General features: G+C 46.3%; 17 protein-coding genes and 1 pseudogene. 17 read left to right on the forward strand and 1 reads right to left on the reverse strand.

Annotation, left to right across the window (positions count from 1 at the left end; genetic code table 11):
* Positions 1-12 precede the first annotated feature (12 nt).
* Both DXD11_RS12200 and DXD11_RS12205 read left to right on the forward strand, forming a co-directional pair.
* Positions 13-420 carry an Hpt domain-containing protein gene (locus DXD11_RS12200; protein WP_120000442.1) on the forward strand — a complete coding sequence of 136 codons (408 nt, stop codon included), beginning with the start codon at positions 13-15 and terminating at the stop codon, positions 418-420.
* A gap of 138 nt (positions 421-558) precedes the next feature.
* A complete protein-coding gene (locus DXD11_RS12205) occupies positions 559-1,059 on the forward strand; it encodes a signal peptidase I (protein WP_158579441.1) in 501 nt (166 codons plus the stop codon).
* A 139-nt stretch (positions 1,060-1,198) separates the two neighbouring features.
* Here DXD11_RS12205 and DXD11_RS12210 read toward each other — a convergent pair whose 3' ends face one another.
* On the reverse strand, positions 1,199-2,494 hold the full coding sequence (locus DXD11_RS12210) for a serpin family protein (RefSeq protein ID WP_118758516.1): 1,296 nt from the start codon (positions 2,492-2,494) through the stop codon (positions 1,199-1,201).
* 269 nt (positions 2,495-2,763) lie between these two features.
* Here DXD11_RS12210 and DXD11_RS12215 point away from each other — a divergent pair.
* The 15 genes and pseudogenes from DXD11_RS12215 to DXD11_RS12290 form a co-directional block, all read left to right on the forward strand.
* Positions 2,764-3,141 (forward strand): annotated as a pseudogene (locus DXD11_RS12215) (DUF4186 domain-containing protein); the annotation flags it as partial.
* Between the two features lie 763 nt (positions 3,142-3,904).
* Positions 3,905-4,159: a helix-turn-helix domain-containing protein gene (locus DXD11_RS12220; protein ID WP_015534224.1), complete on the forward strand. Its 255-nt coding sequence runs from the start codon at positions 3,905-3,907 to the stop codon at positions 4,157-4,159.
* Positions 4,160-4,425: 266 nt separating this feature from the next.
* Positions 4,426-4,830 (forward strand): MerR family transcriptional regulator, encoded by a 405-nt coding sequence (locus DXD11_RS12225; RefSeq protein WP_004850681.1) that lies wholly within the window; start codon positions 4,426-4,428, stop codon positions 4,828-4,830.
* Positions 4,831-4,851: 21 nt separating this feature from the next.
* Positions 4,852-6,603, forward strand: a complete 1,752-nt coding sequence (locus DXD11_RS12230) for a 1-deoxy-D-xylulose-5-phosphate synthase (RefSeq protein WP_118758517.1) — start codon at positions 4,852-4,854, stop codon at positions 6,601-6,603.
* Between the two features lie 326 nt (positions 6,604-6,929).
* Complete coding sequence (locus DXD11_RS12235) at positions 6,930-8,267, forward strand: TrkH family potassium uptake protein (RefSeq protein WP_118758518.1); 1,338 nt, start codon at positions 6,930-6,932, stop codon at positions 8,265-8,267.
* 15 nt (positions 8,268-8,282) lie between these two features.
* Positions 8,283-8,930: a potassium channel family protein gene (locus DXD11_RS12240; RefSeq protein WP_015534220.1), complete on the forward strand. Its 648-nt coding sequence runs from the start codon at positions 8,283-8,285 to the stop codon at positions 8,928-8,930.
* A gap of 15 nt (positions 8,931-8,945) precedes the next feature.
* Entirely contained in the window at positions 8,946-9,200 is a 255-nt protein-coding gene (locus DXD11_RS12245) for a hypothetical protein (RefSeq protein WP_015534219.1), read from the forward strand.
* 63 nt (positions 9,201-9,263) lie between these two features.
* Positions 9,264-11,240, forward strand: coding sequence for an ATP-binding protein (locus tag DXD11_RS12250; RefSeq protein WP_118758519.1), 1,977 nt, complete (start codon positions 9,264-9,266; stop codon positions 11,238-11,240).
* Entirely contained in the window at positions 11,233-11,934 is a 702-nt protein-coding gene (locus DXD11_RS12255) for a response regulator (RefSeq protein WP_015534217.1), read from the forward strand. The genes DXD11_RS12250 and DXD11_RS12255 overlap by 8 nt, the downstream gene beginning before the upstream one ends.
* 439 nt (positions 11,935-12,373) lie before the next feature.
* Positions 12,374-13,315 carry an EamA family transporter gene (locus tag DXD11_RS12265; protein ID WP_118649387.1) on the forward strand — a complete coding sequence of 314 codons (942 nt, stop codon included), beginning with the start codon at positions 12,374-12,376 and terminating at the stop codon, positions 13,313-13,315.
* A gap of 160 nt (positions 13,316-13,475) precedes the next feature.
* Positions 13,476-14,150, forward strand: coding sequence for a zinc dependent phospholipase C family protein (locus DXD11_RS12270; RefSeq protein WP_118649386.1), 675 nt, complete (start codon positions 13,476-13,478; stop codon positions 14,148-14,150).
* 267 nt (positions 14,151-14,417) lie between these two features.
* Positions 14,418-15,662, forward strand: coding sequence for an ammonium transporter (locus tag DXD11_RS12275; protein WP_118649385.1), 1,245 nt, complete (start codon positions 14,418-14,420; stop codon positions 15,660-15,662).
* Between the two features lie 139 nt (positions 15,663-15,801).
* The gene (locus tag DXD11_RS12280; RefSeq protein WP_004850656.1) at positions 15,802-16,149 is read left to right on the forward strand and encodes a P-II family nitrogen regulator; all 348 of its coding nucleotides are present in this window, start codon (positions 15,802-15,804) and stop codon (positions 16,147-16,149) included.
* Positions 16,150-16,476: 327 nt separating this feature from the next.
* The gene (locus DXD11_RS12285) at positions 16,477-19,143 is read left to right on the forward strand and encodes a cation-translocating P-type ATPase (RefSeq protein WP_118758530.1); all 2,667 of its coding nucleotides are present in this window, start codon (positions 16,477-16,479) and stop codon (positions 19,141-19,143) included.
* A 2-nt stretch (positions 19,144-19,145) separates the two neighbouring features.
* The gene (locus DXD11_RS12290; RefSeq protein WP_118649383.1) at positions 19,146-20,207 is read left to right on the forward strand and encodes an inorganic phosphate transporter; all 1,062 of its coding nucleotides are present in this window, start codon (positions 19,146-19,148) and stop codon (positions 20,205-20,207) included.
* The last annotated feature ends 50 nt before the right edge of the window (positions 20,208-20,257 follow it).

Genomic DNA, 20,257 nt, shown 5'->3' on the forward strand with positions numbered 1-20,257 from the left:
GGGGGGACGACTTTGGAAAAGAAGCTGGTGAGGGATGTGTTGGATTTAGACGTTATGGGAAAACAGGATTCAGACACATCCTGTAAAGAAGTTAACATTGACCATGAGAAGGGTCTTACATACTGCGGGGGCAGTGAAAGCTTTTTGAAGGAAATAATTTCAATGTACGCAGCTGACGACAAGCGCACAGAGATACAGAAGGCTTTTGATGAAAAAGATTGGGACGGCTACAGGATATTGATACATACGGTAAAAAGTACATCCAGAACGATCGGAGCCATGGAGCTGGGCGATGAGGCGCAGGAGCTGGAGAATGCGGTTAAAGAACTTGATGTGGATATGATCTGCAAGATGCATGAGAGTGTGATGGCTTCTTACTCGGCTGTACTTGACTGGTGCCGTGTGACAACCGCTCAGTAGGTCCGATATTTTCACAAGACGATAGAATGTAGAACATAGTGCACATATGCAATATTGCAATATGCACAAAAACAGATTACTAATACATGAATACTTGTCATTTTCCCATATAATAATACGTCATTATGATATACAATATTGTATTATTTGAAAAATGGGGGAGACCAGACATTTGTTAAGCAGACAGATCCGGCATCCATACATGAGAATGATGTCATATCATTTTATTCATCGGATCCGGCTCTTTCTGGTGCGGTAAATACACATAGAGTTGTCTCGATAGAGACGGATGGTAATAATTACAGGTATATTACAAAAGGCGATGCCAATAATGTGGTGGACCGTTACGATGTGGACTCAAGAGATCTGCTTGGCAGGGTGGTGTGGTCATCACTCATACTTGGCAAGATAGTGAGGCTTGTGTCCAATCCACTTATATTTGTACCCATAATTCTTGTTCCGCTTGCCATTATACTCATAGCCAACCTAGTAAAGACTGTATCCTATGCAAGAAAGATAGCAAAGGATGAGGAGGAAGTAGCTGTAAAAGAGGCGATCCAGTATATACGGGAGAAGAATCTCAGAGAAACAGGTGACACGACAGAATCCAATGAGAATTCAGAGAGAAAGTCGGAATAGTGGGTCTATAGAAAAAAGCACACAAGATTTTGAGATCTTGTGTGCTTTTTTGATATTCGCAAAGAAAAGTGAAAATGTTCCATTCCTTTGCGAGTAAAAGCTGCTGAAGCAAGTCCTAGTATGTGTCGATAATCAAAAATTACAGCGAATTCACCCTGCCCATGAACAGGATCATGCCAGTGCTCTGATCTTCAATCACATACACAAATGGCTTGTCCACAATAAAGTTATATGTTTCCTCACTTGGCATCATTGCTGTTTCCTTGATCATGATGTCTGTCTCTGCTGCGGCCTTGGTTCCGTTCTCGTCCACGATCACCTTTGCTTTGTGGTTGACTGATGAAACGGCTATGCCATCGGCGATCTTGGAGAAGTCAGCACTCTCCGAATATGCCGACTGGATTCCCATGTTTTTCAGAATGTCGTCAAGACCGTCGATACTCTGCTCATCTGTGAATTTTGGGAGCTGGAGGGTATCGATCTCTACGTTGCTGGCATCATCCAGAGAGTCGATGAGTTTCTGTTTTTCTTCGTTGCTTAGTTTGTCAAAGAGTTTATTTATGTCTCCGTCATCGGCGGTTGGCATGAACACCTTCATGACAACATTGTCGCCGTCGTATGGAAGTGTGATTCCCTTGATCTCGCCGTTGTCCATGTATGCGAAGTGCTCACCGTAGAGATGCATCATATCAACAACGCTTTCCTTATCGGTTCCGTAGAAACTGCTCTGAAAAGTTTTATCCTCGGTAAAAGGAGTATCCCATTTTCCTTCGAAATAAACTGCGTTTATGAGCATCATCACGGTTCCACCAGGAATCTCCTTTAAGATTTCAGGGATCATCTTGTTGGTGTTGTCACTCACCCAGTTGTTGACATTTTGAACGACCTTGTCTGCCTGACCATCGAAGTCGGCCTCGTAGATTTCACCGGAGTAATAATCCTTGGCAGGTGTAAGAAAGTCGGAATTTATATTGGCCGCCCAAGTCGTTCCCTTGTTCATCCATACTGAATTTGCTGTGTTGACAAATGTATTCTGAGACCAGTCTTTTGACAGATATGCCTTCATCTCATCGTTCCACTCATCAAGGTCTGTTATGCCGAGAGCGTTTTCTAGCTCATTTTTTGTTGTACCGCCGGCACCTACATCCAGCATGGACAGTGCACTTGCAATGCTGTAAGGTGAGTAAAATATGTTCTTGTCAGCTGGAAGTGCAGAATACATATTCATAGAGAATTCATTGATTCCGTTCTTTAGCTGGTCAAATGATGTTATATCCGTTTTGACCGAAGTCACAGTGATGTTGTCAGTGAGGGAAGTGACCGACGAATCAGTTTTGGTGTGACCGGGATTATTCCCCGGTGTATTTGTGCCGCAGCCGGCAAGACCTGCACACATACAGGCGCTGAGTAGTAAAGCTGTCATTCGTTTTTTCATAGTTGAAACCTCCTTATTGTAAAGCCCATCGTATCGTCCCGATGATTTATTGTAACTGGTATATCATTAACTCTCAATATATATACGAGTATCAAGAGTTTTTTTATGGTCTTTAAAAAATTTTTTTTATAAGATTCGTGAGGTAGTGAACAATGAACTTGGAAAATGTACGGATTAGATATATATTAGACACAGAGGCTTAATCAGCTTCTATAATCAGTTTTCATACGGAGGAAATACGATGGCACTTATAAATGGAGATGATAGGGTTGACAAAGGAAGAATGGTACGCCCGGCTTTTTGAGCGTCTGGGAAGGTCGAAATTTCGCAGTGGATTTCATTTGACACAGAAAGATATCGACTATATACATGAAAAGGGGCTGGATACCATAAGACAGCATGCACGGGATTTCATAGCGCAGAGGGAAGCTCCGGCATTCATACCAAATGACGGAAAGCAGACTCCCATGCGGGGACATCCGGTGTTTGTGGCACAGCATGCCACGGCTACATGCTGCCGGGAATGCATACGTAAGTGGCATACATTTGCCCCGGGAGTGGAGCTTGGTCCAAGACAGCAGGAGTATCTGGTGGATGTTATCATGACCTGGATAGTGAGGGAGCTGGCAGCTGCGGAAGAGAAAGTGGCAGAAGAAACAGCGACTGAAGATGCAGTGACATCGCAGACTGGAAAAGTGATGGCAGATGAGGCGGTGACGTTGCAGGCCAGAAAAGAGATGTCAAATGATATAAAAAGGCCATAAAAATGTATGTTTTCTACCAGTAGTGTAATGACAAATAATTATATTTGTGGTAGAGTACAGTTTAGGTGGTCAAATAAAAGAAGAAAATCAGGACACACCAATAAAAAATGACTTAGGAAAAGGAACCCGGAAGGGTAGTCAGGAAAGGAAAGAATCATGTTAAGTATAGTTTTCGCTAAATACATAACCCGGGAGTTTAATAGTGATGTGGCAGGGAATACTTTATATACAGATGATAAGCTGCGTGAACATATGTACTCATATGGTACAGGGCGAGAGCGTACGGAACATGATCATACAAATATGCTGACCTGAATGATCTGAGCAAATACATAACAGATCAGATAGGTTTCGATAGACTGAGATCAGCCAGATCTATCAGCATTTATAGATTGGAATCATGATGTGCGAAAAAACGTCCATCTATGTGAGTATTGTAGAAGTATTCATGTGGATGGGCGTTTTTTTCGTGTTTTTGAACTCGTCTTTTTGAAGAAGAAATCTGCCAGAACTTAGAGATAAAAGAAAGGGATAGACATGGCAGAGATTGTATGTGTCGGATCGTTAGGGGCGCCAGGGGATGCGCTCTGCGCGGTCCACAATTTTAACAATGCAGATGAGATGAGAATTTTGGGAGGGAAGTATTATGTGTAATGTACCAACAATTGACATGACAGGAACAGGCAGAAATATTGTGAAGCTTAGACAGAATGCAGGTTTTTCTGTAAAGGATCTGCAGGATATATTTGGATTTGCCACTCCAAATGCGATATACAAGTGGCAGAAGGGTATGGCTATGCCAACCGTAGACAACCTGATCATTCTGGCCGCCATCTTTGGTGTAACAGTGGATGATATCATTGCAGTAAACATCTGCTCGACAGTTGGAATCAGTGCGTAGCATAAAAATTTACATATTCATGTATATAAAGGCGGACAGCGGTAACTACGTTGCCCGCCTCTTTTATATCCTGTATGGGGTTAGGCACCTCCGTCCCCAGGGGGACACTGTATGGGGCAGGTACCTCCGTCCCCAGGGGGGAGAAAATTGGGGGTTGACTTGGAGTGAGCTCCAAGTGATATATTCAATGTAACATATAGGTATTGTGTGAGTGCATATAGCTATAAATAGAAAGGTTTTCTTGAAATTAGGAAAGAGGTGGCAATATGACTATCAAAGAAGTAAGTGAAAAGTTTGATATCACCGCTGATACGCTCAGGTATTACGAGAGAGTCGGGCTTATCCCTCCTGTCGCTAGAAATGCTAGTGGCAACAGGGATTATCAGGAAAAAGATGTCGATTGGGTTGAACACACTGTATGCATGAGAAATGCTGGTGTTCCGATAGAGGCGCTTATTGAATATGTAAAACTCTTCCAGATGGGAGATGCTACATTTGGCGCGAGGCTGGATCTCCTTAAGGAGCAGTATGAGAAACTTGAGGAGCAGAGAAAACAGATTGAAGCCACCATGGATAGATTACATTACAAGATATCCAAATATGAGGAGGCCGTGAAGACCGGCAAGCTTGTATGGGACGGGAAAATTACCGATGGCGAATGCACTATGTAAAAACAGGAGGATAAAGAAAAAATGTATATTGAAAATATCAACGGACCACAGGATGTAAAGAAACTGACAGTAGACGAGATGGGAACACTTGCAGACGAGATGAGACATGCACTTCTCATCAGAGCCAGCAAGCACGGCGGACATTTTGGACCGAACTTTGGTATGGTTGAGGCAACCATAGCACTTCACTATGTATTTGAGTCACCTAAGGATAAGATTGTGTATGACGTGTCACACCAGAGCTATCCGCACAAGATGCTTACTGGAAGAAAGGATGCATACCTCTATGAGGAGAACTATGATGATGTGACTGGTTACAGCAACCCGCATGAGAGCGAGCACGACTTCTTCACGGTTGGACATACTTCAACATCCATCAGTCTGGCTGCAGGCCTTGCAAAGGCAAGGGATCTCCAGGGGGCAGAGGGCAATGTGATAGCGGTGATAGGCGATGGCTCCCTGTCAGGAGGAGAGGCCCTTGAAGGCTTGGACTACGCTAAAGAACTGGATGGCAACCTTATCATAGTTGTAAATGACAACGATATGTCCATAGCCGAGAACCACGGAGGACTCTATACAAATCTCAAATTACTCAGAGACACTAATGGAACAGCAGAGTGCAATCTGTTCCGCGCCATGGGACTTGATTATTATTACGTGCATGAAGGCAATGATGTGGCAGCCCTCATAGACACATTCCAGAAGGTAAAAGATTCAAAGAAGCCTGTTGTGGTCCACATCAGAACCCTCAAGGGAAAGGGTTATGCCCCAGCTGAGGAGCACAAGGAGCAGTGGCACTACAGCGGACCATTTGACATAGAGACAGGAAGATCATTATTTGAAGGTGACGAGGAGGACTACTCAAGCGTGTCCTGTGATTACCTGCTTGACAAGATGAAGAAGGATCCAAAGGTCGTTGCCATCACAGCGGGAACACCGACGATTATAGGATTTACAGAGGATAAGAGACGTGAGGCCGGAAAGCAGTTTGTCGACGTGGGAATCGCAGAGGAGACAGCGGTGGCACTTGCGTCGGGAATTGCAGCAGGCGGCGGAAAACCGGTGTTCGGTGTGTACAGCTCATTTGTGCAGAGAACATTTGACCAGATATCCCAGGATCTCTGTATCAACAACAATGCAGCCACTATAGTGACATTTGCAGGATCTGTATATGGAATGAATGATGTGACACATCTGGGATTTCAGGATATCCCTATGCTTTCAAATATCCCGAATCTTGTATATCTTGCTCCGACAACAAAGGAAGAGTATATTGCTATGCTTGACTGGAGCATAGAGCAGAATGAGCATCCTGTGGCCATCAAGCTCCCAGGCGGTGCAATGGTAAGTGGAAGCCCTGTGACGAAGAACTTTGGAGATCTGAATAAATATGAGGTGACACAGAAGGGAAGCAAGGTTGCCATACTCGGCCTTGGAACCTTCTACAGTATGGCAAATGCTGCAGCAGACGAGATGAAGAGTGAGCTTGGTATAGATGCCACTGTCATCAATCCTTACTATATCACAGGTCTCGATGAGGAACTTCTTGAAAGCCTCAAGGCAGACCACTCAGTTGTCGTCACCATCGAGGATGGTATACTGGACGGCGGATTCGGTGAGAAGATTGCAAGATTCTATGGCGATTCAGATATGAAGGTGCTGAATTATGGTCTTAAGAAGGAATTCCTTGACAGGTACGATGTCGAAGAGGTTCTTAAGGATAATCGTCTTGATGCAGAGATGGTCGCGGAGGACGTTAAGGGACTTTTGTAAAGTGTATGATTATCTATGATATATATGTTTGTGTGAATAATTTATTAGTAGAAATATAGAACAGACATAAAATGCCCCATATAATTCTGAAATTTTTTATTTCCAGAAATTATATGGGGATATTTTATTCGAATGTCTGATCATGATATGATGCCGCGTTCTGTCAGAATGGATATAGCACCTTCGGCGTTTGCTATACTCTGCACTGTTTTTTCAAAGAATGAGCATCTTAATGCAATCTTAATACAGCACACCGGATCATTACACCGTTTTTTTATATTTCATAATATACTCTTTATAAACAAACAAAAACAGGAGAAGTATATATGTCTGAAATTACACATAGAAAAAAGCGACTGTCATCCTTTAAGCTGATCGTTTTGGGCTTTGCCGGGGTTATTCTGCTCGGAGCACTGATATTGATGCTGCCGTTTTCATCGACTGCCGGAGTTGTTACGCCGTTTCACGAGGCGCTGTTCACATCGACCTCGGCCGTTTGCGTTACGGGGCTGGTCGTGCAGGATACGGGCAGTTATTGGTCCGCTTTTGGGCAGACGGTAATACTGCTGATGATCCAGATAGGCGGGCTCGGTGTTGTGACAGTTGCGGCATTTTTCGCCATGCTGTCCGGCAGAAAAATATCGCTGATGCAGCGCAGTACCATGCAGGACGCCATCTCTGCCCCGAAGGTCGGCGGGATCGTCCGCCTGACCCGCTTTATTGTACGGGGGACTTTTTTGATCGAGCTTATCGGAATGATTGTCATGCTGCCGACATTTTGCAGAAACTTCGGTATCAAGGGAATTTGGATGGCGGCATTTCATTCAATTTCCGCCTTTTGCAACGCCGGCTTTGACATACTCGGCACCGCAGAAAACAAATACCCGTCTCTTACGGGATACATCGGAGAGCCTACAATAAACATTGCAATTATGCTTTTAATTATTGTGGGCGGTATTGGATTTTTGACCTGGGACGATATTTGCACAAACAAGTGGCATTTCAAAAAATACCGGATGCAGAGCAAGGTCATATTGGTAACAACGGCAATCCTCATTATCGCTCCCGCAGTATTCTTTTTCTTCTGCGATTTTACGGGACTGCCGCTCGCCGAAAGGATTCTTGCGTCGCTTTTTCAGTCTGTCACACCGAGAACCGCCGGTTTCAATACCGCCGATCTTCCCGCTATGACCGGTTCCTCCAAGGCAATTATGATTCTGCTGATGCTCGTCGGCGGATCGCCCGGCTCCACGGCAGGCGGTATGAAAACGACCACGCTTGCCGTTCTGATTCTGAGTGCATTCTCCGTCTGTTGCAAAAAGGACGATGTCGAAGTCTGCGGCAGGCGCATTGACGGTTCGGCAGTGAAAAACGCCGCAGCCGTTGCCGTAATGTATTTCCTGCTGTTTTTTGTCGGCGGCATTGTTATCAGCACGGCAGAAGGTCTGCCGCTTAGCACCTGCCTTTACGAAACGGCGTCCGCTGTCGGAACGGTCGGGCTTACCCTTGGGATCACACCGCAGCTCGGTGTTCTTTCTCAGCTTATTTTGATCGTCTTGATGTATCTCGGCAGAGTCGGCGGACTTACCCTGATTTATGCGGCGATCTCCAATAAAAATCAGAGCGGTGCAAAGCTGCCGCTCGAAAATATCACAGTCGGATAAAGGAGTTATTATATTATGAAAAACATATTGTTGATAGGTCTCGGCAGATTCGGTAGGCATATCGCTTTGCAGCTGAATAAGCTCGGGCATGAGGTGATGGCGGTAGACAGCAACGAAGAAAGGGTCAATAAAATTCTGCCGATCGTTACTAACGCACAGATAGGTGACAGCACAAACACGGAATTTTTAAAGTCGCTCGGAATCGGAAACTTTGATGTGTGCATAGTCACCATAGGAGGAAATTTTCAAAATTCGCTGGAAACCACTTCTTTGCTGAAAGAACTCGGCGCAAAATTAGTTGTATCCCGTGCCGAGCGTGATGTGCAGGAGAAATTTCTTCTGCGTAACGGAGCGGACGAGGTCGTTTACCCAGAAAAACAGGTAGCAAATTGGGCTGCTATTCGGTACACCGCCGATCACATACGGGATTACATCGAGGTCGATGAGGCTCATGCCATTTTTGAGGTAGAGGTTCCGGAGGGGTGGATCGGAAAAACCGTCGGAGAGCTGGATATCCGCAGAAAATACAGCATCAATATCATGGCGACCAAGGAGAACGGAAAGATAAATATGGCAGTTTCACCGGAAACCGTTCTTACGAACAAGACCACTCTTTTGGTTCTCGGTGCTTACAAAGAACTGCAAAAGTGTTTTCGCATTTAACAGAGGTGAGTGAGGATGGCTGAACTATTGCTGATCGTCAGCCTGCTTGGCATATTTGCTTTCGGATTTTATCTTATGAGCAGGCTGGATCGATTTCTTGAAGAAAACAGAAAAGCATTGTTAAAGGAAAACGAATCCCGTGAGCCTTCCGAAATTCTGCTGCCGCAGGGGCTGTCCGAAAGTGAAATATTATGTGAGATCCGCCGTTTTCGTGAAACGCACGGAAATGTCGATATTATTCTTTCCGATGGGCAGAAGAATGATTTTTAGACTGCGGTAGATTTTTTTACAGTTTTACTGTATAATAATAAAATAAAAATGGCGGTGAAACCGATGAAAGTACAAAACGAACAGTCAAAATTCGATACAGACGAGCATATTCTTGTCTGCCTATCCTCTTCGCCATCCAATGCAAGGATCATACACACCGCCGCAAAGATGGCTAAGACCCTTCATGCAAGATTTACCGCCATCTATGTGCAGACGGATACGGTCATAAATGATGAGGATCAGTCCCGACTTTCGCAGAACATACAGCTCGCGCAAAGGCTCGGCGCCGAGATCGTTATGACGCACGGCGAGGATGTACCGCTGCAGATCTCGGAATATGTCAGGCTTTCCGATGTCACAAAAATTGTGATCGGGCAAAGCAGTGCCAGACGCAGATGGCTGTTCGGAAGACCGACTCTCACTGAAAAGCTGATCTCCTCCGCCCCCGATGTTGACATTCATATTATTCCCGATGCACTGAACTACACAAAGCCGCACAGACGCCGTCTGTTCTTAGGTGCAGAGATACCGTCGCTGCGGGATATTGCCGTGACCGTCCTGGCGCTTGCCGTATGTACGGCGATCGGGTTTCTGTTCGACCATCTCGACTTTCCCGATACCAATATCGTTACGGTATACATCCTAGGTGTGCTGATGATCTCCGTTTTGACCAAAGGATACCTTTGCAGTATGGCAGGCTCACTTCTAAGTGTTGTATTGTTCGGATTTTTCCTTACCGAACCCAGGTTGTCCTTTCAGACATATGCCGTAGGCTATCCCGTTACCTTTGCAGTCATGCTGGCGTCTTCCGTTCTCACCGGCACGCTTGCCTCGAAGCTGAAAGATCATGCAAGGCTCTCGGCTCGCTCCGCGTTCCGTGTGCAGGTGCTGTTCGACACTGACCGTCTGTTGCAAAAAGCAAAAAGCAACGATGATGTTTTAAGCGTGACCTGTATGCAGCTCTCGCGGCTGCTTGACCGCAGTATTGTTGCCTATACGAAAGGCGAAAACGGAATGTTGTCCGGGCGGCTGTATGCCGAAAAAAAGGATACACACGCTGAAAAGCTGCTAAGCGATGCAGAGCGGCAGACCGCAGAATGGGTGCTTCAAAACGGTCGCCGTGCAGGAGCAGCGACAGCACAGTTTGGCAAATCCGAATGTCTTTATCTTGCGATCCGTGCAGGTGGCAGAGTCTACGGTGTAATCGGGATACCGATGAAACCCGAAAAGCCCGATTCATTTGAGAGCAGCATTGTACTGTCGGTTGTGAACGAATGTGCGCTGGCAATGGATAATGCTCACAACGCCGCCGAAAAGGAACGGGCGGCAGATCTTGCAAAAAGCGAGCAGCTGCGCGCCGACCTTTTGCGGTCGATCTCACACGATCTGCGCACGCCGCTTTGCTCCGTTTCGGGTAATGCGGACACGCTTTTGCATAACGGAAACTGCCTGGACGAAGCAACCAAGCAGCAGATCTATAAAGATATTTATGACGATTCCGAATGGCTGATCGGCGTGGTGGAAAATCTGCTGTATGTTACACGGCTGAATGACGGACGCCTGAAGCTGGAGCTTACCGACCAGCTTGTAGACGAAGTGGTCAACGAAGCCGTTTCGCACTTGAAGAAAAAATCCGTCGGACACAAGGTGACGGTAAGGTGCGACGATTTGATCCTTGCCCGTATGGACGCACATCTTATCGTGCAGGTCATTGTCAACCTTATTGATAATGCTTTGAAATATACCGAACAAGGCTCCGAGATCTGCGTAAGTGCCGAAAAACAGGGCGGTGATGCCGTGATCCGAGTCACCGATAACGGAAACGGAATTGCAGACGATATGAAACCGCATATTTTTGAGATGTTTTACACCGGAAAAAATACCGTCGCAGACAGCCGCAGAAGCTTCGGGATCGGGCTTACCCTGTGTAAATCTATCGTAGAGCTGCATGGCGGAACGCTGACGCTTACGGATAACGTACCGCACGGCTGCATATTTACCTTTACTTTACCGCTCAGCGAGGTGACTCTGAATGAATAAACCCCTTGTTCTCGTTGTGGAGGACGACCGTCCCGTCCGCAATCTGATCGTAACAACATTAAAGGCGCACGATTACCGCTACCTGACCGCGGAGAACGGACACAGCGCTATTATAGAAGCGACCTCCCATAACCCGGATATCGTTCTGCTGGATCTGGGGCTGCCGGATATCGACGGCACACAGGTGATCGAAAGCATCCGCTCATGGTCAAATATGCCCATTATTGTGATCAGTGCGCGCAGCGAGGATAAAGACAAAATCACGGCGCTGGATGCCGGGGCGGACGACTATCTGACAAAGCCCTTTTCCATAGAGGAGCTTTTGGCACGCCTTCGGGTCACGCAAAGACGGCTGCTGCTGCTTCAGGCAAGCGGCGACGCCGACTCACCCGTTTTCCAAAACGGCAAGCTTAAAATTGATTATGCTGCCGGCTGCGCTTATCTAAATGGGGAGGAATTACACCTGACCCCGATTGAATACAAGCTTTTGTGTCTGCTCTCTCATAATGTCGGAAAGGTGCTGACGCACACCTATATCACGCAGCAGATTTGGGGCAGCAGCTGGGAAAAAGATATTGCTTCTCTGCGGGTGTTTATGGCGACCCTGCGCAAAAAGCTGGAGTCGCAAAAGGACAGTCCGCAATACATTCAGACGCATATCGGCGTCGGTTACCGTATGCTGCGGGTAGACTGAGAAAAGCGAGGGAACAAGGATTTGAACCGATATGCAATAGAAAATCTTTTCGGAATTGAAGGGCTGAATATCGCTTGGTACGGACTCATTATCGCCTGCGGTATGGTGCTTGGCTTTGCTTTGGGGAGTATAAAACACAGCCTGTGCCAATTTGCCGTCCGAAACCTTAATCAAAGATCAAAATTTTTTCTAATCATTTTCCTGTTAGCTATAAAAAAGCACAACGCCACAGAGTTTTAAATCTCTGTGGCGTTGTGCTGCTCTCAATCGGTCACTTTTTGAAAGTGTCCTTATGTGAGCCTGCCTTTTATGCGGCTTTGAGCGGGGTTGCCGCAAGGATGGATTTGGAGCCAAAATAGTGTTACCCTATAGTAAAGATGATACAAAATGATAAATGTAAGTATGGCTTACGGTCACATATAAATGGGAGGCGCGTAAAATGTGGATATTATTTGCAGTGAGTTCTTCGTCATTTGCGGGGATCACGGCGATACTTGCAAAATGCGGTATAAGAAAGACGGATTCTGATGTGGCGACGGCTATAAGGACAGTTGTGGTTCTGCTGTTTGCTTGGCTGATGGTTCTTGTCACAGGAGCCTGGACTGCAGACACACATATCAGCGGTAAGACACTTCTCTTTCTGATCCTCTCCGGCCTTGCAACTGGAGCATCCTGGCTGTGTTATTTCAGGGCGCTGCAGAAAGGGGATATCAACAAGGTCGTTCCCATAGACAAATCAAGCACCGTGCTCACGATTCTGCTTGCCCTCATATTCCTACATGAGGGGATCACCTGGGTTAAGGGTATCTCAATAGTTATGATAGGTGTGGGCACCATGCTTATGATCACCAAAAAGAAAACTGCAGATGATCAGGAGATGTCAGGGAAAGATGTCGAATATATGTCAACAGACGGTGGCAGTGTGGCACAGAAACAGCGGGGAATGGGACTTTTGCATGGCAGCTGGCTGCTGTACGCGGTGCTCTCAGCTGTCTTTGCCAGTTTGACAGCGATACTCGGCAAGGTAGGGATATCGGATATCAACTCAAATCTGGGCACGGCGATCAGGACAACGGTGGTTCTTGTCATGGCTTGGCTTATGGTGTTTGTGTCAGGAAAACAGCATGAGATAAAGGGCATAGAGAAGAAGGAGCTGCTGTTTATTGCGCTCTCCGGAATAGCCACGGGAGCATCCTGGCTGTGTTATTACAGGGCACTTCAGGACGGACCGGCAAGCGTGGTAGTACCGATAGACAAGCTGAGCATGCTCATCACCATTGCATTTTCAGGAATCGTGTTCCACGAAAAGCTGACCAAGAAAGCGGCTGTTGGCGTGGTATGCATCACTGCTGGAACTCTCTTAATTGCCATGAATTTCTGAATATTTTACGGTCTATTTAGAAAGTATTTATAGTTTCTTCCTGTGGATTTTATATCTATCGTTTACACTATATACAACGAAAAAGATATAGAGGATACATTTGTACATGAGAAGCTTATCAAGCTGTGCTTGATGGCAGAACAGGCAGGAGGCGTTAAATATGAGAACAGCAGACCATATGAATCTGAGCAGATATATTATGGATCACATGGATGCCGGCGCATCTAAGCTGCAGAAGGCGGCGTTCATATTTGGCAGCATAGAGCCGGATATCAATATGCTGACTTATTTCAGGGGCAGCATCCGTGACGAGGAGAAACTTAGAGGACACAATTACGAAAATGTCATGAAGTATATGGAAAAACTTACAAAGAAACTTGAGAAAGGCGGAATGGGAACTGTCAGACAGAGCTTTCTTCTCGGAAAGCTTGTTCACTATGTGGCGGATTCATTCACATATCCGCACAACAGTATATTTTCTGGGAATCTTAGAGAACACTGCCAATACGAGACAGAGCTGCATGACTATGTGAATCAGATGATATCATCCGATAATGTAAATTTAGATAGTATTGATGATGGAATAGATATAGTTGAATATCTTGAGGAAATTCATTACAGATATGTCAGTGAGGCTCTGGGATGCGAGAATGATTACAGACATATCACACATGCAATATCCGTGGTTACAGAGCGGTTCTGGCAGACAGAGAGTGTGTCAGTGCCATCCATGCGTGATGTTGCAATTGCATGTAAGGAACATATGCCGGTTACGGCAAATGCAAGTATGGCAGCAGCTGGCAAGATTGGAATGGAGTCTACAGGGGTGGCATAGGATAGCACGCCGTAAAAAAGTCCAGTATATCGAAATTGAGCCGACAACAAAGACTTGGTTAAGAAACTTCATAAAAACAACAAAACAGCTTGAGAAAAACAATTTAAAATTACCTCTTGCATTATTTTCTGAAGTCTGCTATTATAAATCACGACAAAGGCGTCAAATGAATCGAAAAGATTCGTTTGGCGCCTTTTCGCGTATGTAGTACCGGGAGAATGAGATATCGCATCCTTCGGGTGAATAAAGGTTAAGGAGGAAGAAACTATGAATACGGGAGATACTGGTTTTATTATGATCTGTGCGGCTCTGGTGTTCTTCATGACACCCGGACTTGCATTCTTCTACGGAGGCCTCGTCAGGAGGAAAAATGTTGTAAATACCATCATGGCATGTACAGCCATCATGGGACTTTCAGTTGTCATGTGGGTGCTGTTCGGTTACTCACTCTCATTTGGCACGAACCACGGAGGTGTTATAGGAGATCTCAAGTGGTTTGCACTTAACGGGATAAAGATGGATGAGGCTGGTCCTTATGCGGACAATATACCTCACCTTGTATACGTTGCATTTCAGATGATGTTCGCCATGATCACACCGGCGCTTATCACCGGCTCACTGGTCGGACGTGTGAAGTTCAAGGCGTTGTTCTTCTTCATCATGCTCTGGTCGATCATCGTTTATTACCCAATGGCTCACATGGTATGGGGCCAGGGTGGTTTCCTCGGAGAGATCGGATCAGTTGATTTCGCGGGAGGAAATGTAGTGCATATAAGCTCAGGTGTGAGCGCCCTTGTATTCTCTATCATCCTTGGAAGAAGAAAGGGATACGAGAACACAGCATACAGAGTTCACAACATTCCATTTGTCGCACTCGGTGCATTCATTCTTTGGTTTGGATGGTTCGGTTTCAATGCCGGAAGTGCCCTCGGTGCAAATGGCCTTGCAGCACATGCATTTATGACAACAGCGATTGCCAGTGCCAGCGCAATGCTCTCATGGATGATAATAGATGTTATAAAGGACGGAAAGCCTACTCTGGTCGGTGCATCAACAGGTCTTGTAGTTGGTCTTGTGGCTATAACACCTGGTGCAGGATTCGTACCGATCTGGTCATCATTCATCATCGGTGCACTTGTCAGCCCGATCTGCTGCTTTACAATCTCATTCCTGAAGGGTAAGCTGAAGATAGACGATGCACTTGATGCATTTGGATGTCATGGTATCGGAGGTATCTGGGGAGGTATCGCAACAGGTTTATTTGCAAAGAGCTCGATCAACAGTGTAGCTCGTTGGGATGGTCTGGTATTTGGCGATGTACATCTGTTCCTGGTGCAGCTTTTAGGTATCGTTGTAACGATCGCGGTAGCCATAGTCGGAACACTTATCTGTCTTGGGATCGTGAGACTCTTCACACCACTCCGTGTAACAGACAGAGAAGAGAAGGTAGGTCTGGATATCTCAGAGCACGGTGAGAGTGCATATCCAACATTCAATGGACTTGATTCGTAGGACAGCAATGTCGAACTTGATATGTATTGATAGTTGAGATTGTTTAGCTAAACAATCTCAACTAGGTATATGTTATGAGGTTCGAATTGCATGTTTATTGGTATAGATAGATTTTAGAATAAGGAAGGAGAGATCTGATATGATGATAAAGGTTGAGGCTATCGTGCGCGAGGAGGTCTTTGAGGACGTCAAGGAAGCACTGAACGCTATAGATGTAAATGGAATTACAGTGTCTCAGGTTATGGGATGCGGAGCACAGAGAGGATATAAGAAGCTTGTCCGTGGTACTGAGGTAGATGTGGTGATGCAGCCGAAGATCAAGTTTGAGATAGTTGTGTCATCTGAGGAATGGGAGAAGAAGACCATCGAGGCTATCCAGAAGGCGGCATATACAGGTGAGGTTGGAGATGGCAAGATATTCAGCTATGAGATCCGTACTGCAACTAAGATCCGTACAAAGGAGAGCGGATATGATGCGCTGAATTAAAAGTTTATAAATTCTTTACCAAATACTAGCCGGGAATCCTTTGACAATCAAAGGGTTCCCGTGTTATTATGTCGAAAATATCAGGGAGTAGTTCACATCGGTTATAAGATGTTGTGCGATCTCGTCATCACGTTTTCTGGCTGGGACATACCTGTGCAGGGAACCGGGACGCACGCTTTCGGAGTATATATAGTAGTGTATATAGAACTTGAAAGGAACGAGACTTTTATTGTGTGTTTATCATGCAATGAAGGTCTCGTTCCTTTTCCTTTGCATGACACACACAACCTGTTTACAGAGATTAAGAAGAAAAGGAGTCTGGTGTGTATGACAGAGAAAAATTTTTGGAACTGTTCCGGTGATGAATTACTAAAAGAATTCAAGACAGACAGCCGCGGACTGTCGATGGAGCGGGCAGAGGAGATCCGCAATGAGAAGGGAGAAAATGTTCTCCAGGAAGGCAGGAGAAAGAGCACATTACAGGTGTTCCTCAGCCAGTTTTGTGACCTGCTGGTGATCATACTGATCATAGCAGCGGTCATTTCTATGTTTTCTGACAATATCGAGAGTACCATAGTAATCTTGGCGGTACTCGTCATGAATGCTGTGCTTGGAACGGTGCAGCATGTGAAAGCTGAGCGTTCGCTTGACAGTTTGAAACAGCTTTCATCCCCAAATGCAAAAGTTATGAGAGATGGTGTGAAGCAGGAGCTTCCGTCCCGCGAGATAGTTCCGGGTGATATCGTGCTGCTCGAGGCGGGCGATATGATAGTTGCCGATGGAAGGATACTCAGGAACTTCTCACTCCAGGTAAATGAGAGCTCACTTACCGGAGAATCTACAAATGTGGAAAAGAATGATGCAATAATAGAAGGTTCTGTGCCACTTGCAGACAGGATAAATATGGTGTATTCAGGAAGTCTTGTTACATACGGACGAGCAGAGGTGCTTGTGACTGGAACAGGAATGGATACGGAGCTAGGTAAGATAGCAGGACTGATGAACGCTGCAAAGGAGAGAAAGACTCCGCTTCAGGAGAGCCTTGACAAGTTCAGTGCAAGACTTGCGGCATTTATCATGATTGTGTGCGCGCTAGTATTTGTCCTCTGCATCTACAGGAAGATGGCGGTGCTTGATTCTATGATGTTCGCAGTTGCCCTTGCAGTTGCAGCTATACCTGAGGCTCTTGGTTCGATAGTTACCATCGTGCAGGCATTTGGCACCCAGAAGATGGCGAAGGAGAATGCGATCATCAAGAACCTCAAGGCGGTTGAAAGCCTTGGATGCGTGTCAGTCATCTGCTCAGACAAGACCGGAACACTTACACAGAACAAGATGACCGTGCAGGAGATATATCTGGATGGAAAACTTTACAAGCCGGAGGAGCTTGATTCCCATAACCAGCTCCACAGATATCTGCTATATGATGCGGTTCTCACCAATGATTCCAGCATAGTGGATGGAAAAGGAATAGGAGATCCGACGGAATATGCATTGCTTGAGATGTTCCGTCAGGTCCACATGATGCCAGGCATGGAGACGGATGGTACAGGTATCTCTGTTCCTGCGGAGACTGTAAAATGGAGTCTGAAGGAGGATGTACTCAGGGACTGCATGGACAGAATGGAGGAGGTTCCGTTCGACTCGGACAGAAAGCTTATGAGTACAAAGTATCTGCTTCATGGGGTTCCGACCATACTCACCAAGGGTGCTGTGGATGTGCTGCTTGACAGATGCGTGAGCGTGAGATACAGCGATGGCGTAAAGCCTATGACAGATGAAGAAAAAGCGAAGATCAAGGCTCAGAACAAGGCATTCTCAGAGAATGGCCTCCGTGTACTGTCATTTGCATATAAGGAAAGTGATGAGGTACTGGGAGTTGATACTGAGTATGGATTTACATTCCTTGGACTTGTGTCCATGGTGGATCCGCCACGCCCGGAGTCTATGGCAGCGGTTGCCGATGCAAGGCGTGCGGGCATAAAGCCGGTCATGATAACCGGAGACCACAAGATCACAGCGGTTGCCATAGCGAAGCAGATCGGAATATACGAAGATGGGGACATGGCACTCACGGGAGAGGAGCTTGACGCTCTGTCTGATGAGGAGCTTGCACGTGACATAACAAAGATATCTGTATATGCCAGGGTGTCACCGGAGAATAAGATAAGGATAGTCGATGCATGGCAGAAGAACGGCAATATAGTAGCCATGACAGGCGATGGTGTCAATGATGCCCCTGCACTCAAGAAGGCAGACATAGGTGTTGCCATGGGAATAACCGGCACGGAGGTGTCCAAGGATGCGGCGGCTATGATCCTCTCAGATGACAACTTTGCAACCATCATCAAGGCGGTGTCAAATGGACGAAATGTATACAGGAACATAAAGAATGCGATACTGTTCCTGCTGTCGGGAAACACAGCTGGAATACTGGCGGTGCTTTATACCTCGATAGCGGCCCTGCCTGTTCCGTTTGCACCTGTACATCTGTTGTTCATCAACCTGCTCACAGATTCTCTTCCTGCGCTCGCGATAGGAATGGAGCCGGCTGATCCATCGTTGCTCTCAGAAAAACCGAGGGATCCTAAGAAGGGAATACTGACATCTGACTTTATGGCAAAGATGCTCTCGGAGGGCCTTCTCATCGCTATAGCGACCATGACAGCATTCCATCTTGGCCTGCCGGTGAGTTCGGCAAAAGCCACTACCATGGCATTTGCAACACTGACACTCGCCAGACTGTTCCACGGTTTTAACTGCAGAAGTGAGGAGTCGATGTTTAAGCTTGGATTTAGATCAAATAAATACAGCGTATATGCATTTTTAGCCGGAGTGGCATTTCTGGCTGCGGTCCTGTTCATACCGGGACTTCACAGTCTGTTCAGCGTGGTAAGTCTTGGAGCGGCGGATGTGCTGAAGATAGCGGGACTTGCATTTGCACCAACTGCGATAATACAGATCATTAAGGCCATACAAGACAAGAGGAGATAGACATGCTGGAGAATATTACATTTTCATATTTTGCAGAGCAGGTTGTGAGCCATCCGGCGCTTTTGATCGCCGTTCTGCTGACACTTGGAGTAATTCTGGTAAATGGATGGACGGATGCACCAAATGCCATAGCGACGTGTGTGTCTACCAGATGCATAGATGTGGATAAGGCGATAATTATGGCGGCTGCCTGCAATTTCCTTGGGGTTCTTATCATGTCGCTTGTCAATTCAAAGGTAGCCATGACTATCAAGAACATGGTGAATTTCGGCGGTGACACAGACTCAGCGATGATCGCTCTATGTGCGGCAATGACGGCGATCGTAATATGGGCAATCGGTGCATGGGCATTTGGCATACCGACAAGTGAGAGCCATGCACTGATTGCCGGACTTACGGGGGCAGCCATAGCACTTCAGGGAGGACTGGACGGTGTAAATCCTTCAGAGTGGATAAAAGTAATATATGGTCTTGTGCTGTCGACTGTTCTCGGATTCGCAGTCGGATTTGTGGTGTGCAAGCTGCTCACGGTTATCTGTTACCGCTTTGACAGAAGAAAGACAAATGCTTTCTTCTCAAAAGCACAGGTGGCCGGCTCGGCGGCGGTGGCATTCATGCACGGAGCCCAGGATGGCCAGAAGTTCCTGGGAGTTCTCCTGCTTGGGCTGTTTCTCGTAAATGGACAGAGCAGTGCAGAAAATGTAACGATACCAATATGGATGATGATACTTTGTTCGGTTGTCATGGGACTTGGAACATCAATTGGAGGAAAGAAGATCATCAAGTCTGTTGGAATGGATATGGTAAAGCTTGAGAAATACCAGGGATTTGCGGCTGATCTGTCGGCAGCACTCTGTATCCTGCTCTCGACGGTATGTGGAATCCCGGTCAGCACCACCCATGTGAAGACGACAGCCATCATGGGCGTGGGTGCTGAGAAGAGGGCATCTGCGATCAACCTCAAGGTGGTGCGCGATATGGTGCTTGCCTGGGTGCTCACATTCCCGGGCTGTGGTGTCATAGGATATGGCATGGCAAAGCTGCTGATCGTGTGGCTGGGGTAGGTTGTAGGTGGTTGAAAATGCAGGCGCCACCTAAGGACCGGCGGCTGCGT

The organism is Coprococcus sp. TF11-13 (assembly GCF_003481085.1).
Lineage (GTDB): Bacteria > Bacillota > Clostridia > Lachnospirales > Lachnospiraceae > Coprococcus > Coprococcus aceti.